The organism is Robertmurraya sp. FSL W8-0741, assembly GCF_038004005.1.
Classification (GTDB): domain Bacteria; phylum Bacillota; class Bacilli; order Bacillales; family Cytobacillaceae; genus Robertmurraya; species Robertmurraya siralis.
The window spans coordinates 731,130-747,107 of sequence record NZ_JBBOQG010000001.1 but is presented as its reverse complement, the minus strand read 5'-3'; the positions used below and the strand labels follow the sequence as shown (position 1 = coordinate 747,107).

Here is a 15,978-nt window from a genome sequence, read left to right as displayed (position 1 = left end):
CGGAATTAGGAAATAAAGGTTTTTTTCTCCTTTTCTCCCTGAGAGGATTCTTCTAAGAGGATGCGTTCTAGTTGAAGGACACGTTTGTGAAGATGTTCTGCTCTTTCGTTCGATTTTCCAACCATCATAATCAGACGTTCAAGTAAAATTTCCAGGCTTTTTTCCCGGCTCACCATCTCGTTCAAGTCTGTAACACCTCTTTTTCCACGTTGGCCACTTGATTTCTTTTACCCTCAAGAAATCTAACGGATTCTGCAATAACCTCCGTGACATATTTGCGACCATCCTCGCTTTCATAAGTTCGCGTCTGTATTCTTCCCATGAGTCCAATCAAAGTCCCCTTTTTGCAATAAAGGGAAAGATTTTCAGCATTTTTACGCCAAATGGTACATTGAACAAAGTCAGCATCGATTTCCCCTTTTTGATTGCGATAGTTGCGATTGACTGCAAGGATAATATTAACGACTGAACTGCCTTCTGTAGTTACCCTCAACTCCGGATCCTTTGTTAGCCTCCCAACTAGTGTTACTTGGTTAATCATGTTCTCAACTCCTTTCATCTGTAATGTCCACATTATAATGAAAGTTTTTAGGTAGGTAAAATAAGGAAAAATACAACTTTCGATAGAACTTTGGGGTAAAATGTTATTTTTCCATTAAAAACGGCCTTGAAGTTGACCATTTCCGTGAAAAATAACAAGAAAAAGGAAAGTATCGACTTTCGACAAGAATCGATCGACACTATTCGACACATTAAATTTGCCATATTTACCGCTTACTTCATCGCTACTTTGCAAAGTTTGCCAAAGGAGACATGCGCATAAAATGGACTGTATGTTATAATTTTTTAAGGAGCTTTGATTGGAGGGTAAAGATGAAGACGTTTAAGTTGATCTCGCTGCAGCTCGTAAAGAAGGAAGAATGGTATGATGTCCCGTTGGTTGATGGATTGATTATTAATAAGGAAGATGATCATCATTCATGGCTCATAGAAGGATATGTAGACAAATCCTTTTATGAACTATTTCATGAAGCGAGCAAAGAAGAAAAAGAACTATTGGTACAGGTCGTCATTTCGAAAAAGGAAAACGAACCTGCCCCTTTTAAAGTAAAAATTCGTTCATTGCAGACCTTTGACAACCACATCAGTGTACTCCTCGAAGGAACCTTGAAAAGATCAAAGAATCAGTATGCCGAGCTACTCTTGGATAGTCTCATTCAAAGAGGTTTGTCTGGTGATGAGCTTATGAATGAGTTTCGAAATGGCATGGTGCGCAAACCGAGATTCAATCAAACAAAATAAGTTTTAGCGTTTCTCAGCTTACAAAAGGACAGGGGCGTCTGTCCTTATTTTTATTTAAACAAAAAAGAGGTGGGTTTTATCCCGACCTCCTTTAATGTAGATATTCCGTTTGAAAAATTTCAACATCTTCTTTAATCTTCAGCTCTAATTGCTGGATAATATAGTCTATGTCTTGTTGTGTATAGTTATAATTGGGAAGTTCTACTCCATAGATTTGGTGGTACATTAAAGAAGCCAATGTTAGCTTTTTCTCACTAGCAGGCATTAGTTGTTCTGCTTTTTTTTTAACAATTCCTTATACTTTTCAATGACATATTTTGCTTCTGTCTTACAAGAATAGTCGAATTCTTCTCCCCATTCCTTCTGTAAACTTTCAATCTCAGCCATTTGTTCCTTTGTTGGTGCTTCGGACAATATTTTATCAATCGTTTCATTGATTTTTTCGGCTAATTGCTCATGGAATGCTGGATCATTTTTCACTTCGTCGCTAATCTTATCATACCAAGATGAACTTCCAGTGATATAGTGTTTCCATTCCTGTACAAATTTTTCAATATTAAATTTTTCTTCGTTCCAGCCAATATCATTCATATATTTTTCAAAAGAAGTGGTAATGGAACGCGTAATACTTATCTTAATGCCAGGTGAAAATTCTTTAAACATCTAGTAAAAGTACCTCCCAAGATTTATCTAAACCGGATTTGATTAAGCTCATCAATACATAAAAAAGCTTTTTATCCATTGATGAATTTAATCCTTACTTTTTCCACTGTATCACAATTGACATAAAACGACAAAATTTTTTATAACTCCAATATTAAATATTAACATATGTTAGTAAATAACACAAAGATTACTGCTAAAAGGTGATGGAAAAAGGACAGGCATTACCCTGTCCTTTTCTCATTATCTATCCTGATTATCTTTATCTCTTACGTCGCGATCATCTTCCATGATTTCTTCATCTGGAGTGTTGTTGTCTTCCACAACATCGCCATCGTTATTTGTGTTGACATCATTATTCCTAGTTCCATTATCATTTGTGATATTGTCATCTACTTGATCTTCCATGTTTCCGCCATTCTCTGGCGGTGGGTCCTGATTGTTATTATTGGCACAGCCAGCAAAGACGAATACAGATAATAGAGCACAACTAAGAAGTGCTAAAAGCTTTTTCTTCATAAGTAAAAGCCCCTTTCAAATTTTTTGGATTTTGACCTCAAATACGGTCTGATGTTAACATGCCCAAAAATTAGAAAAAACTTGCATCTTATGAGAAAGTTTTCTCGATTGTGCATCGAATACCAGAAAAAGTAGTAAAATCGCAACGAATTTGCCCGTTAGAGCCTTTTGTTTGAAGAATTGTAATGATTTTATCCTTTTACAGACAAATTTTCCGGTACATTCGGCATATGCTTAAAATTCGTAAATATGTTTTTACTATTTCGGTCTTTGTTTCATTTTATCGGTCTTTATCAAATTATATCGGTCTTAAAATAAATATATCGGTCTTTACGCAAAAATTATTCCTGTTTCGCCCCGAGGGCAAACATAATCTCCGCTTCGACCGCCAGTTCTCCATCAACCGTTGCCGTCGCCTTTCCTTTACCAAAAGAACCACGAAGCCGCGTCATTTCTACCTCCAAACGAAGCTGATCACCCGGCTTTACTTGGCGTTTAATCCGACAATTATCAATTCCCGTAAAGAAGGCAAGACGTCCTTTGTTCTCCTCCATCTTCAAAACGGCGACTGCTCCAACCTGAGCTAACGCCTCCACGATAAGTACCCCTGGCATAACGGGATAGTCGGGAAAATGCCCATTAAAAAATTCCTCATTTGCCGTGACATTTTTAATTCCTACCGCCCTTTTCCCTTCTTCAATTTCAATGATTTTATCAACAAGCAAAAAAGGATAACGATGAGGGATTATTTCTTTAATTTCATTAATATCAAGCATTTTATTAGTACCTCCTACTAATACTAGGTTTTATATTTATTGTATGGGAACTAGTCTATGAAAGCAAGTGTTAACTTGCCACGTAAAAATTAGACCTAGCCTTCGATAATTTGCCTTATTCGAGGCAGCTTGTATCAAGTCTCATACTAGTTTGTAACAGCACAATTAATGAAAGAATGCCTTTAAATTTGGCATCATATAAGAAAAATACCACAGGATTAAGTTCTGTGGTATTTTTCCTATATGCGTCAGTTTCATACAATGAGTCAAAAAAGCCAGCAATATGCCGGCCTTAAATGGTTTATTCGTGCTCAATCAAATCAATAATATGTGTCCATGTTGACTTTTGAAAGATGTCCATTGCTTTTCCCTCGCCAATGACACTATAACCAAACATCGCTCCAAGAATAACACATACCACTAATGATAAGGCGATTATAAGAAGTCTAAGCCACAGCGGAATAAGGCGAATGCGAATTCTTCTTCGCTTTCCTCCACTGTTTGCTTCTGCTTTTGCTTTTTCCTTCTTTTCTTGCCTTACCTGTTCTCTTGTTTCTGCTACCTTTTGGTTACTATTGTTTAACGACATGTTCTTTCTCCTTCTAACGAATTCCGTTCACAAGCCCCATCATCTGATCTGCAATGCTAACGGATCTGGATTGGAATTGATAGGCACGCTGAGTGTTAATCAGATCGGTCATTTCCTTAGCCATATCGACGTTAGATGACTCTAATGCACCTTGTTGAATCCCAATTTCAGTTCGTAGTGGTCCTACTAAGTCAGTGAGAATGTCATCGATTCCAACATTCAGTTGATCAAAGTTTGTCGGGAGACCATATAAGTTATTACCCTTAGCAATCAAGAATTGCGGCTTGTCTACCTGCACCACTCCAAGATTGAACACTTGCGGCAGACCGTTATTCATCGTAACCGTCATTTGCCCCATGCTATCAATGGTAAAATCTTTTGCATCCGCATTTATATAAATGGGATTATTATTTTCATCGACAATCGAATGTCCATCTGCTGTAACTAATGCAAGTTCATTTTCACTGATTGGCGATAAATAAAATGCTCCATTGCGAGTGTATTGTATCTCTGCTCCCGCATCAGTTTGGACTAATACTTTGTATAATTGGCCTTCTTTTGTCAAAGCCGTATCAAGAAAACGGTCTGAAGGCTTAATATTCCCCTGCGTCATGACCAATTGTATTTGAGCAAGCTTGGCACCCGTTCCTTGACGAATCCCATTTGGAGTCAGACGGTTCACCTCGGCTTGAGCCCTTCTCTGGTTGTTAAACTGCTGATAAATCAACTCGGTAAAAGTCGCTTCTCTCCTTTTATATCCGTTCGTATCAATGTTGGCCATGTTATGAGAGATAACGTCCATTTGTTTTTGTAATTGTGCCAATGTGTTCGTTGCTGTTATCATTGTGCGATTCATATGTTTGCCTCCCCTCTTCCTACATTTCTTTTAAGGATTGTTAGCCAATTCGGCCGACTTCGTTCGCTGCTTTGTCCATGCTTTTATCATAAGCTTGCAGCACCTTCTGATTAGCCTCAAATGCCCGGTATGCTGTTAACATATCGGTCATCGTCCGACTAACATCAACGTTGGAAGCCTCAAGAAAACCTTGCTGAATAGAAAACTCTGTACCTGCCACTCCTCTAACATCAACAAGCGCTGCTCCCGCTTCATTGCGCAGAAGGCCATCGCCTTCCTTGACCATTTGAAAAGGATCTGCAGAATAACCGATCCCTAAAAGGGCTGTTTCGCCGGCCGCCCCTTGAACGAGACCATTAGCATCAACTGTAAAATCTTCACTTGAAAGTTGAATTCGATTTCCTGTCGTATCAAGAACATAATTACCGCTTGCAGTCGTTAAGTAGCCTTGTCCATCCAGTGTAAAATCGCCATTTCTTGTGTAGCGAGTTTCTCCCGCTGCATTTTGTACGGTAAAAAAGATCGAACCAGCATACCCTGTTTCTTCATTTTGCGGCATCACGATATCAAGTAATGCAAGATCCGTTTTTTGTCCCGTTTCGCGCAAGTCACCTTGAATAAACTTCGGCATCACCTCTTGCATATAGACGCCTGTATTAATCGATCCTACTACATTGCTCCCCGGGAGGTTCAATCCTCTTTCAGTTGGAATCCTCTCCTTATCAAAACGCTGCAACAGCATCTCTGGAAAAGCACGCAGCGATGATTGATCCGCTTTAAATCCCGGAGTATTGGCATTTGCCATATTATTGGTCAACATTTCTGTCCGTCTTTGCTGAGTCAACATTCCTGATGCAACCGTATAAAAACCTCTAAACATTCGATTCACCTCTTATGTAAGGTCGTTTCCTTCGCAATCTTCGTCTGCACTATCATAAATTCATTCATCTTCTATTATAAAAAAAATTCGGCGAATAAACATTAAAATTTTGTTGAAAAAAGGCAAAAATACGAAAATGGTGACAAGTACCAGTTCTTCCACTGATTCTCATCACCACGTTGGATAGGCGATAGAGTTAGTTAGCTTCTAACTCTGGAAGCCCCCGTTATTTTCGACTATGCAAAGCGGTAACCTTTGATCTTGTCGATATTGTCAAGCATAATTCCCGTTCCGACAGCAACGCAATCCATCGGATTCTCCGCTACTAGAACTGGAACTTTTAACTCCTCTGCTAGCAATAAGTCAAAACCATGCAGAAGTGCGCCTCCACCTGTTAGGATCACACCACGGTCGATAATATCAGCCGAAAGTTCAGGAGGTGTTCTCTCGAGAACGCTTTTTGCCGCTTGTACAATGACAGACACAGATTCACGTAAAGCAAGTTCAATTTCCTCGGAATTAACTGAAATCGTTCTTGGCAATCCTGATACCATATCACGACCACGAATCTCCATTGATTCGTTTCGTGCTCCAGGGAAGACCGTACCGATTTGAATTTTAATGTTTTCAGCAGTACGCTCTCCAATTAAAAGCTTGTATTCACGTTTGATATACTGAAGAATTTCACTATCAAATTTATCTCCAGCCATTTTAATAGAAGAAGACGTGACAATATCACCCATGGACAGTACAGCTATATCTGTTGTACCTCCACCGATATCTACGACCATATTTCCACTTGGTTGAAAAATATCCATTCCAGCACCGATCGCCGCCACTTTTGGCTCTTCTTCTAAATAAACTTTCTTTCCACCGCTTTTTTCCGCTGCCTCTTTTATTGCCTTTTGTTCAACGCTTGTAATGTTTGTTGGACAGCAAATTAAAATGCGCGGCTTCGAAAGGAAACCTTTCACATTAAGCTTGTTAATAAAGTGTTTAAGCATGGCCTCCGTCACATCAAAATCGGCAATAACTCCATCCTTTAATGGACGAATCGCAACAATATTGCCCGGGGTACGCCCGACCATACGTCTTGCTTCCTCACCAACTGCCAAAACTTTATTATTGTTCTTATCAATTGCTACCACTGATGGCTCATTTAAAACAATACCTTTCCCTTTTACGTGAATCAATACATTCGCTGTTCCTAAATCAATTCCAATATCCCTAGCAAGCATTCCCAAAAATCCTCCTTGAAAAAATGATCCATATCTATTTCTAAATGCACTTAAATCACTAATTCTCCTGATGTTACTACTTTTTTTAATGTAGTCTACCCTAATTTTCAATTCTACCATATTTGACTAAAATATCGTAGTAATTTGTCAAATTTTGAGGGATTTTTAATTTATTTGTCATTATTCCAAGGAATTGTTGAAAAAGGAGCCTTTTATTTGATGGGTTCGCTTTCTAGCTCTTCCTTCTTATACTTCAATTTTGTTGCTTCTCCACCGCGTAAATGGCGAATAGATTTATGATAATCTAAAATTTCTTTCACTTCATTTGCAAGCTCTGGGTTTATTTCAGGTAGCCTTTCTGTTAAATCCTTATGGACTGTACTTTTGGATACGCCAAACTCTTTCGCAATTACGCGAACCGTTTTTTTCGTCTCCACGATATACTTTCCAATCTTGATAGTTCTCTCTTTGATGTAATCGTGCACACCACTCGCCCTCCCTAAATTGGATGTGAGAAGTGTGAAATGAGACTCGCTTTCTCGCTTCATTAAGTACTGCTTCTCCGCATCCTGTAAAAAGGATGCGTCAGAAAGCCATTAGCCCTCTGGTTATCAGGAAATATACATGACCCCAACTATATATCCAATTTTCATTCTCAAACGATTGCTCACCTCAAACACTCTCTTTGTAAGGTTTGTAACAGTTTATTAGCTTGGATAACGGAATATGCACGAAAACCGCAATAGGGACAAGATATATGATATTTTTTTTGAAAAATTTGATAACATCATGAACAAAAGCGCGGGGAGCCTTCGAAACCATTAAAATTCAAAATGTTCCTGCACTGATTATTCAAAGTTGTTTTCCTACGTGTCATCAACGTACAACCCTTGAAAGAGTCGATTAAGGAAACTAGAATTCTTCTCGTAGGTTGTAAAATCCAAGGACGAACGTTCAGGATTTGGCTGCTTAAAGCTAGGTGTAGATAAAAAATTCTCTTCAACAAATGAATTTTTATAATTTCTGAGAAGATAAAAAAATCCAGCTCAATTACTGAGCTAGACCATATGCAAACAAATACGCAAGCTGTTACGGTCCTGCTTAACAAGACTTTATCCATGCATTTTGCATGGACAAAGTGTTAAACCTCCTCCATTTTCTTCGTTACATCCATCAATTCACCCCATGTATCATAACCACGTTGCTTAAATTGCCAGAGTAGTTCAACGAAGAGGTACGCTGTCGTTAACGCATCGCCTAATGCTGTATGCCGCTCGTAAATCCTTGTACCAAAAATTCTCGCGTACCGTTCTAAATCCCTCATATCATATGAGGGAGCGATAAATCCAATTAAATCAAGAGTATCAATGGTATATAAATGTTTTAAATTAAATTTTTCTCTTTTTAATTCGGTTTTTAACACAAGAGCATCAAAACTAATATAATGTCCGATAAGACAAACCGTCTCTTCCGATTCGACAAAGTCGAAAAAGCGTTCTATTGCTTGTAATGCGGTTGGCGCATTCTTTACTTTTTCGTCTGTTATCGACGTTAACTCCGTTATTTCCCGAGAAATTTGTCGCTTCGGATTCACATATGTTTGAAAAACTTTATCCTCACGAACATTAAAACCTTCAATCATCACTGCCCCTATCTCAATTAATCTGTCTCCCGAGGATACGAGAAAACCTGTCGTCTCCGTGTCGAAGACAATATATTTTAAGCTTTCTAACGGAGACGCTAATGGAATATCACGATAGATTAAAGGGCAGGAAATATTTCTTCGTTGAAAAAACATATATCCTCCTTGATTATTAAAGCGAAAAATGATTGAAAACAAGAGTTTGCAACTCTTTTAATGTTTTAAGACTTAAAATCAATTCCTTCTTCTCTCGTGAAGATAATTTTGCAAATTGGAGAACAGAAGTTAATTCCTCGCCGTTTTTCACTTGTTCCCAACGCTGCTTCACATATAAGGACAGAACATAGTTTGCCGCTTCCTTTAAATCACGAGAGAAGCTTTGAGAAATGACGCCTCTTTCTGTCAACTTCACCATTTTTTCAAAGGAGGTTCCTGATGGGCTTCCATGTAATAAAGCAAGAATTTGCAAGCTGTGGTGATAAGGAAACAGGACTGACCTTTTTATATCAAGTTGCTTTCTTTCTATCCGAAATAGAACTCGAAATGGCTGCTCAAGAGTGGAAATAGGATGTTCTCTTTCAACTTGTGCCAACCGATAGAGAAAGATTTTCGCTTTTTCCAGCAAATTGATCATCATTTTTTCAAATTGACGGTGAAGTTCTCTATTACCTTCTATGAAACGATAGGAAAAAAAGTTTTGCGCAAGCAGCAAATTATCGCGAGTAGATTGCAGACTCCATGTCCGTAGCCGTTCTTCCCAATCAGCAATTCTTCCTCTCCATTGTGCCTCACTGCACATCATCAATCCTTGGCAACGGGCATAACCGGCCTTTTCCATATAGAGTGTAATTTCCATTCCTAATAATTGGTAATACTCATCTTCATCCCCTTCATAAACAAGGAAATGATCCTGATCAGTTAAAATAAATTGCTCGCCGCGGCCACTGCTTCCCATTTGATAAAAGGCAAAGTTGCCTTTCGCCTTATAGCCTTTCTTCTCAAGCGTTTTGATTGCCAGTTCAATAAGGCGAATGACTAAGCGATCATATAGCTTTGTGACAATATCTAAAGTTCGTTGAATAGGAATCTTCTCTCTTAAAAGAATATCCAATACAGCATAAATAGCATTTTTTATATGACTTATATTGGATTCATCTGCTTCAGTAATTTGTTTAATTGTCTTCATGACACTTTCGTTTTCTTTTCGCAGTAAATCAGACAAGGTGACAATCCCAACGACCTCGTCATCCTCTATAACCGGTAAATGCTTCACTCCCTTTAAAAGGATGAGCGAAAGGGCATCATCATAATATGCTGTTTTTGCTATCGTAATCGGCTCCTTCGTCATTATCTCAGCCACTTCCTCAGTTAAAGCCACTCCCTCTGCCACTACTCGTGCCACAATATCTCTTTCTGTAATAATCCCCCTTAGTTTTTTGCCATCCATCACAAGAATGGAACTCGTCTTTTCTACATCCATCTTTTTAGCTGCTGCTGCAATCGTTATTTTCGAGGGAACTGCGATGACTCGCTCCGTCATCACATCCTGAACTCTGGCCATGTATGAGTGATGTTCATCGCGAGCCTGCGCTGTTTTGATTTGTTCAGCCAATGATGCGTACACATCACGCAAACGAACCGCAACCTGTGTCAATAAATAATCGCGGACATAAGAATCTTCCCACCTTCGCGCAATCACAGTGAAAGGAATATGCAGTGCTTTTACATCACTGAGCGCACGAACCTCGACGGTCACCTCCTCCTTCATTGGCCGAGGAACACCTAGAAAATCAGCTAAGCTCGAAAAACCGATCAACTCTCCTTTTTGAACAATCTCCAAAACCTCATGTTCAGCATTGAGTTCGTTTTCAATATAGACCTCTACCGTTCCTTCTAAAATTAATATTAACCCCTCCCGATGTCGATCCTTGCGGAGGAGGATCCTTTCCTTCTCATAAATCTTATATGAACAATCCTCAATAAGGGAAAGGGCTGTGCCAACCTCCACCCCTTGAAAAAAGGGGTGGAATTGCACAGCCTCAAGCAACTCCTTAGCCTTGTTTTGGTTCTCCATCATGCATCCAAACCTCGCCATCTTTATAGACCATCTGCTCCGGATAACGTAAATTGATTACTTCATCCTGTAGCTTTTGCGCTGGTGCTTCAGTTGATAAAGAAACAATAATATTGGCTAAAAATCCGGCTGCTGCTCCAAAGACCCCAGCACCTGTATCAATGATTCCTAGAATCGTAAAACCTCCATATTTAGCAGCAAAAATATAGCTTAAGGTTACCGCTAATCCAATTAATAGACCGGCAATAACTCCTTTCGTGTTGGAACGTTTCCACCAAACTCCAAGCACAAGTGCCGGGAAGAAGGTTCCGGACGCAATCGCAAATGCCCATGCGACAATTTGGGTTATCACTCCTGGCGGATCTAAAGCGATAAATCCTGCCAATAACGTGGCGATAACGATTGACCAACGGGCAACTAATAAACGGTTTTTCTCAGTTGCTTGTGGCTTCCATACACGATAGTATATATCGTGAGCGAAGGAAGAGGATAGCGAAATCATCAATCCACCGGCCGTTGAAAGGGCAGCCGCCATTGCGCCAGCAGCTACAAGGCCGATGACAAACGCTCCTAAGTTGGCAATTTCCGGAGTCGCCATTACGACAATATCATTGGAAATAATAAGTTCGCTCCATTGCAAGATACCATCACCATTCGTGTCAGCCACTTGAAGCATTCCTGTATCCACCCAGGATTTTGTCCATGCTGGAAGCTGACTAATTTGGCTTCCTGCCACCTGTGTCATTAAAATAAAACGGGAGAAAGCCGCGTAAGCAGGTGCCGATAAATAAAGAAGACCTATAAACAGCAATGCCCAAGCTCCTGACCAGCGAGCCGCTTTCATTGTAGAAACCGTGTAGAATCGAACTATTACATGTGGCAACCCAGCAGTACCTGCCATTAACGTAAACATTAACGCAAGAAACTGCCACTTTGTTCCATTCGTGAATGGAGCAAAATATTCAGAGATACCAAGCTCTCGATCCAGCTCTCCTAATTTGCTAATAACTTCCCCGTATGATATCCATGGAATGGGATTTCCCGTAATTTGCAGTGCCATAAATATGACTGGAATTAAATAGGCAATAATCAAAATGAGATACTGGGCCACCTGCGTCCATGTGATTCCTTTCATTCCTCCAAAAGCTGCGTAAAAAGCAATGAGTACAACCCCGATCATCGTACCAATTTTTGCGTCAATTTCAAAAAGACGACCAATCACAACACCTGATCCTGAAAGCTGTCCGATTGAGTACGTAAAACTGATAATGATGGTACACACCGCCGCGATCACACGAGCAGTATGACTGTCATACCGATCACCAATAAATTCCGGCACTGTGTACCGACCATATTTCCGTAACTGAGGTGCTAATAAAAATGTGAGAAATAAATATCCTCCGGTCCAACCCATAATATAGGCTAAACCATCATATCCTAGAATCATCACCGTTCCAGCCATTCCGATAAAGGAAGCGGCGCTCATCCAGTCAGCACCGATCGCCATCCCATTGAATATCGGTGGAACGCCACGTCCTGCTACATAAAATTCAGATGTCTCCTTAGCCGTATTATAGAGTGCAATTCCAATATATAATGCAAACGTTGCTAGAATAATCGCTAATGAGATAATGAATTGTCCATCCAAATGAATTCCCCCCATACAATAGCACTATTCGCTGATTACTTATTTTATTTTCTTTTCTCACCATCTCAGAAAAAGATACTATTAATGCTCCAATGTTGTTCCTGAACTGATTTGCTCATTTTTGCTTTCATCAATGCCATATTTTTGATCAATTTTATCTCCAAGCTTGGCATTGACAAATAGCAAGATAATAAAGGTTAGGATTGCACCTTGAGCTCCCATATAATAATGAAGCGGGAAGCCCATAAACGTAATCGTACTCAATGGCTCAGCAAATAAGACCACACCATAAGAAACAATAAACCAAATAATAAAATAAATAATGATGTTACGATTTTTCTCTCGAAAATAGCGATCGGCAACAGCCTTATCGATTTTCTTCATTTTTCCACCTCCAAGATTGTCTTCTTTGTAAAAGTACTCCAAAATGACAGACCTCTCCCTTTTTTAGTCCCCCTTTGCTTTAATATTTATAATTCTTCAAAAGCATTTTAAAGCGCTTTCAAAGTAATTACTTTTTTGAAAATACCTTTAATTCAAGCTAAAAATGAACTTCAACGTTTCAATGAATGGTAAGGGAACTAGGGCTACTTGAATAATGAAATAGACGATGATGGATAGGAATGGGATAACTAAGAAGATGGTTTTTTTCTTACGTAGTGTGACTATTAAGCATATGGCTGTCAGTGCAATAAAAAAATAAAATGCCATCAAATTCCCCCTTTGTTTTTGAAAATGCTTATTGTGGATATTAACTAAAAGTTCTGTATAAATTAAATATTAAGAAAATTTCGTAATATCATTATCTATTTAAATGAATTGAAGGTCAAGCAAAAACTTGTAAAAAAATGGTCAAATTTTTAAGCAGGTATTAAAAGGAGGTACTATTACGAAACACGAAATTTTTTGCTAAGTGTAACTTGCCATTCTGCTAAAATGCAAAAAACCCGCCAAGGGCGGGTCAAAATGACAAATTGTCTTATGCATCAGAAGACTTTGTTGTTTCTGTCTCTTCATCATTCGAAGATGCACCATCTTCTTCTGCTTCATCTTCTGTTGAATCGTTGTTATCTTTTTCTTCGCCGTTGTCAGGATTAACGTCTTCTTCTTCAGAAGCACCTGTGGACTCATCAGCCTTTCCGCTGTCATCAACATTTTCTGTTAAGCTTGCTTCCTGTAGAGCACTTAATGGCTTATTGAAATAATCGAGCGGATTGACAGCTATTCCATCCTTGCGAATTTCGAAATGCAGATGGGTACCAGCTTCTTCGTTATATAAGCTTTTCCCAGCTTTAGCAAGTGTCTGTCCTTGGTCTACTTGGTCCCCAACCTTCACATCAATATCGGTTACAGATTGATATTGTGTTACAATACCTTTGTCATGCTCAATTTCGATTACGTTTCCTAATAAAGCATCTTCTGCAACATTTGTAACCTTACCACTTAATGCGGCTACAACATCAAACGATTCACCGTTTTCCATCGTAATGTCAATACCGGTATTCGGATGAAACGTATTATTATAGAACACCAATGCCGCTTCCTGTTTATCTTCCGAAGCATCGTAATCATAAAATTCTTTTTGAATGACTACAGAATCCGGATCCATAACAGGCATTGCAAAGTTTTCCATTGATCTGTTAACTTCCAAAGCAGGTTCATCATATTTGCTTGAAAGATCAGTTGCCTCGTAATCGATTTGATCATCTGTTGTATTATTGTTACTATTTTGGAACCAAAGAACCGCGGTTAGAATGATTGCAGCACTTGCAATATAAACGCTAGGGTAAACCCAACGCTTTTTCATGAAGCGCTTAATCTTTGAACCTTGAGAAGATTGTTTCTTTTCTTCCTCTCTCATTTATCATCACCTCAGCAATCATTCTGAACAGATCATGATAAATATATACATTTCGAAAAAAATTTTTTAATCTTATTTTTCGACAAAGAGTTTGGAATTATACAAAGAAATGAAAAAAAGTTTTAAAAAAAATCAAATCAAAGGGGAAATCTTTCTTGCAGAGCATCTTAAAATGGTTCATTCGTTTTTTACCTTTTATTTATATGATGATGATTTGGGTGATGTCGAGCATGCCAGCAAACGCTATTGTCGAGCTTCCCCACTCTTCGACTGATCGCTTTATAAAAGAATCGCTACACTTAGTAGAATTCGCGATTCTTTATTTACTATTGGTCGCTGCACTTCTAACAACGGGAAAGTTTTCGCTGCGCTGGAGCTTTATTTTTGCTGTCTTCGCTTCTTTATACGGTTTGGTCGACGAGATACATCAATCCTTTGTCCCTGCTCGCTCAGCTACGGTAATTGATGTCGTTAAGGATGTTATTGGGGTCATTGTCGCTGCTTATTTTGTTCATCGTTCTTATCGTAAGCACAAGTTCGAACGAATACTGAAATATTTTTCATAAGCGGTCGTTTTCTTTTTATGGCCTTCGCAGAATTACTTCGTTTATTTTCGTAAAAAAAGGCAATAAAAGTTCGAATTGGACATATTCAGTTCCGGAAGACAAAACCGAGTACCCTTTTCGAGTACTCGGTTCCTGCTTCTTTATTTACTTGCCGTGATTTTCGACAACAATGTTTTCGTCGTGTCAATCGTTGCTCCACTGTAATAGTGTTCGACGATTTCCTTGTAGGTTTTCCCTGCCTTCGCCATTTCGTTGGCGCCAAACTGGCTCATTCCCACTCCATGTCCGAAGCCTTTTGTATTGATCACGATATTATCGCCTTTTCTCTCCCATGTAAAATCGGATGATTTCAACTCTAGTTTAACCCTGATATCCTTGCCTGTTAATATTTTTCCGTTAATGTCGACCTTGCCAACGCGATTTCCTTTTGTTTTCTCAATAATTTTCCCTACTTCGGAAGCATCTGTTAATTGAACACCTAGCTTTTTCTCAAAGTCGGCGACAGAAATAATCTTTTGCCCATTGAATTTCTCTGTATTTACGTCCCAGGGACTTTCCACACTTTTTAAATAAGGAAGCGGGCTGCTCCAATAATCTTCTGAGTTTTCTGTATAGCCATTGCTTGTGGAGAAAAAAGCAGCATAGATCGGTTTACCATCGTAGGTTAATACTTGACCACTCGTTGCTGCTACGGCCTCTTTAATTTTCTTCATTCTCCATTGGTAATCTTTATTCCACTCTTTTCTTAGTTCTTCATCACTTTTAAAAACTTGGTGATTCTCTGTATCTGTTACATCTGCTCCTTCAGGAACCCCTGATTTTTCACCACTCATTAAATGATAAAGGTAATAGGTTCTTGCCGTAAGAGCCTGGGCTTTTAAAGCCTCTAATTCAAAATCAGTCGGCATTTCTGCCGCCACTACACCTGCAATATAATCCTCTAGTGGGAGGTTTTCAATTTTTTCCTGGCCTACACGGTAGACAGCCACCTCAACAGCAGGCTGATCGGCAATTGCCTCTGTTTCTTTTAACGCTAGCTCTTCTCCTAATTTCCCTGTTGTTTTTTCCATAAAAGGGAGGACGAGTAAAGTAGGAATCATGAGGGTGACAGCAAATAATACAGCAGCTAGAACTACGATTGGTTTCATTTTTAACATTCTTCTTGAGCCTCCATATGTAAGTTTCGTTAGAGTAGAAGTACTCTCCTTTCATACATATGGGGGTGGACAAGCTAATATGTACAAATTTTTAAACCTTATAAAAATTAAGGGAAAATGCATAATTTTTTCAGTCATAAACCAAAATAGTCTATGTTGGTATTTAGAGAAGAAGAGAAGCGTATGACGGCCTTGCGGAGATGCTTT

The 15,978-nt window shown here is 39.0% G+C and carries 20 protein-coding genes; 2 read left to right on the top strand and 18 right to left on the bottom strand.

The annotated features are described in order from the left end of the window. Positions 1-5: 5 nt before the first annotated feature. A complete protein-coding gene (locus NST02_RS03700) occupies positions 6-185 on the bottom strand; it encodes a hypothetical protein (RefSeq protein WP_137743479.1) in 180 nt (59 codons plus the stop codon). Then, complete coding sequence (ssb, locus tag NST02_RS03695; protein ID WP_340948049.1) at positions 182-541, bottom strand: single-stranded DNA-binding protein; 360 nt, start codon at positions 539-541, stop codon at positions 182-184. Before ssb ends, NST02_RS03700 begins: the two co-directional genes overlap by 4 nt. Positions 542-873: 332 nt before the next feature. On the opposite strand from ssb, the gene NST02_RS03690 reads away from it, so the two are divergent. Continuing rightward, positions 874-1,302, top strand: coding sequence for a YwpF-like family protein (locus NST02_RS03690; protein ID WP_095312001.1), 429 nt, complete (start codon positions 874-876; stop codon positions 1,300-1,302). A gap of 91 nt (positions 1,303-1,393) precedes the next feature. On the opposite strand, the gene NST02_RS03685 is transcribed toward NST02_RS03690, so the two are convergent. The 15 genes from NST02_RS03685 to NST02_RS03615 all read right to left on the bottom strand — a co-directional run bounded on the left by NST02_RS03685 (position 1,394) and on the right by NST02_RS03615 (position 14,048). After that, on the bottom strand, positions 1,394-1,567 hold the full coding sequence (locus tag NST02_RS03685; protein WP_170211270.1) for a hypothetical protein: 174 nt from the start codon (positions 1,565-1,567) through the stop codon (positions 1,394-1,396). After that, positions 1,567-1,965: a hypothetical protein gene (locus tag NST02_RS03680; protein ID WP_095312003.1), complete on the bottom strand. Its 399-nt coding sequence runs from the start codon at positions 1,963-1,965 to the stop codon at positions 1,567-1,569. The genes NST02_RS03685 and NST02_RS03680 overlap by 1 nt, the downstream gene beginning before the upstream one ends. 243 nt (positions 1,966-2,208) lie before the next feature. Then, a complete protein-coding gene (locus NST02_RS03675; RefSeq protein WP_095312005.1) occupies positions 2,209-2,484 on the bottom strand; it encodes a hypothetical protein in 276 nt (91 codons plus the stop codon). A 341-nt stretch (positions 2,485-2,825) separates the two neighbouring features. Then, positions 2,826-3,260, bottom strand: coding sequence for a 3-hydroxyacyl-ACP dehydratase FabZ (gene fabZ / locus NST02_RS03670; protein WP_095312007.1), 435 nt, complete (start codon positions 3,258-3,260; stop codon positions 2,826-2,828). 301 nt (positions 3,261-3,561) lie between these two features. Further along, on the bottom strand, positions 3,562-3,849 hold the full coding sequence (locus tag NST02_RS03665) for a DNA-directed RNA polymerase subunit beta (RefSeq protein ID WP_095312010.1): 288 nt from the start codon (positions 3,847-3,849) through the stop codon (positions 3,562-3,564). Positions 3,850-3,862: 13 nt separating this feature from the next. Further along, the gene (locus tag NST02_RS03660) at positions 3,863-4,705 is read right to left on the bottom strand and encodes a flagellar hook-basal body protein (RefSeq protein ID WP_095312012.1); all 843 of its coding nucleotides are present in this window, start codon (positions 4,703-4,705) and stop codon (positions 3,863-3,865) included. A gap of 40 nt (positions 4,706-4,745) precedes the next feature. Next, positions 4,746-5,585, bottom strand: a complete 840-nt coding sequence (locus NST02_RS03655; protein WP_095312014.1) for a flagellar hook-basal body protein — start codon at positions 5,583-5,585, stop codon at positions 4,746-4,748. A gap of 236 nt (positions 5,586-5,821) precedes the next feature. Next, a complete protein-coding gene (locus NST02_RS03650; RefSeq protein ID WP_095312016.1) occupies positions 5,822-6,823 on the bottom strand; it encodes a rod shape-determining protein in 1,002 nt (333 codons plus the stop codon). Positions 6,824-7,035: 212 nt separating this feature from the next. Next, positions 7,036-7,308 carry a sporulation transcriptional regulator SpoIIID gene (gene spoIIID / locus NST02_RS03645; protein ID WP_095312018.1) on the bottom strand — a complete coding sequence of 91 codons (273 nt, stop codon included), beginning with the start codon at positions 7,306-7,308 and terminating at the stop codon, positions 7,036-7,038. A 656-nt stretch (positions 7,309-7,964) separates the two neighbouring features. Beyond that, on the bottom strand, positions 7,965-8,621 hold the full coding sequence (locus NST02_RS03640) for a 3'-5' exonuclease (RefSeq protein WP_095312020.1): 657 nt from the start codon (positions 8,619-8,621) through the stop codon (positions 7,965-7,967). A gap of 16 nt (positions 8,622-8,637) precedes the next feature. Continuing rightward, positions 8,638-10,542, bottom strand: coding sequence for a DUF294 nucleotidyltransferase-like domain-containing protein (locus NST02_RS03635; RefSeq protein ID WP_321177965.1), 1,905 nt, complete (start codon positions 10,540-10,542; stop codon positions 8,638-8,640). After that, the gene (locus NST02_RS03630; RefSeq protein ID WP_095312022.1) at positions 10,517-12,187 is read right to left on the bottom strand and encodes a sodium:solute symporter family protein; all 1,671 of its coding nucleotides are present in this window, start codon (positions 12,185-12,187) and stop codon (positions 10,517-10,519) included. The genes NST02_RS03635 and NST02_RS03630 overlap by 26 nt, the downstream gene beginning before the upstream one ends. Positions 12,188-12,268: 81 nt before the next feature. Further along, on the bottom strand, positions 12,269-12,571 hold the full coding sequence (locus NST02_RS03625; RefSeq protein ID WP_095312024.1) for a DUF4212 domain-containing protein: 303 nt from the start codon (positions 12,569-12,571) through the stop codon (positions 12,269-12,271). 147 nt (positions 12,572-12,718) lie between these two features. Continuing rightward, positions 12,719-12,898 carry a hypothetical protein gene (locus NST02_RS03620; RefSeq protein WP_340948042.1) on the bottom strand — a complete coding sequence of 60 codons (180 nt, stop codon included), beginning with the start codon at positions 12,896-12,898 and terminating at the stop codon, positions 12,719-12,721. 268 nt (positions 12,899-13,166) lie between these two features. Continuing rightward, entirely contained in the window at positions 13,167-14,048 is an 882-nt protein-coding gene (locus NST02_RS03615) for a M23 family metallopeptidase (protein WP_095312027.1), read from the bottom strand. A 155-nt stretch (positions 14,049-14,203) separates the two neighbouring features. Between NST02_RS03615 and NST02_RS03610 the strand changes: the two genes are divergently transcribed. Beyond that, complete coding sequence (locus NST02_RS03610; RefSeq protein WP_340948041.1) at positions 14,204-14,614, top strand: VanZ family protein; 411 nt, start codon at positions 14,204-14,206, stop codon at positions 14,612-14,614. 140 nt (positions 14,615-14,754) lie between these two features. Here the strand turns inward: NST02_RS03610 and spoIID are convergent, their stop codons facing one another. Then, on the bottom strand, positions 14,755-15,771 hold the full coding sequence (gene spoIID, locus NST02_RS03605; RefSeq protein ID WP_095312029.1) for a stage II sporulation protein D: 1,017 nt from the start codon (positions 15,769-15,771) through the stop codon (positions 14,755-14,757). Between the last annotated feature and the right edge of the window lie 207 nt (positions 15,772-15,978).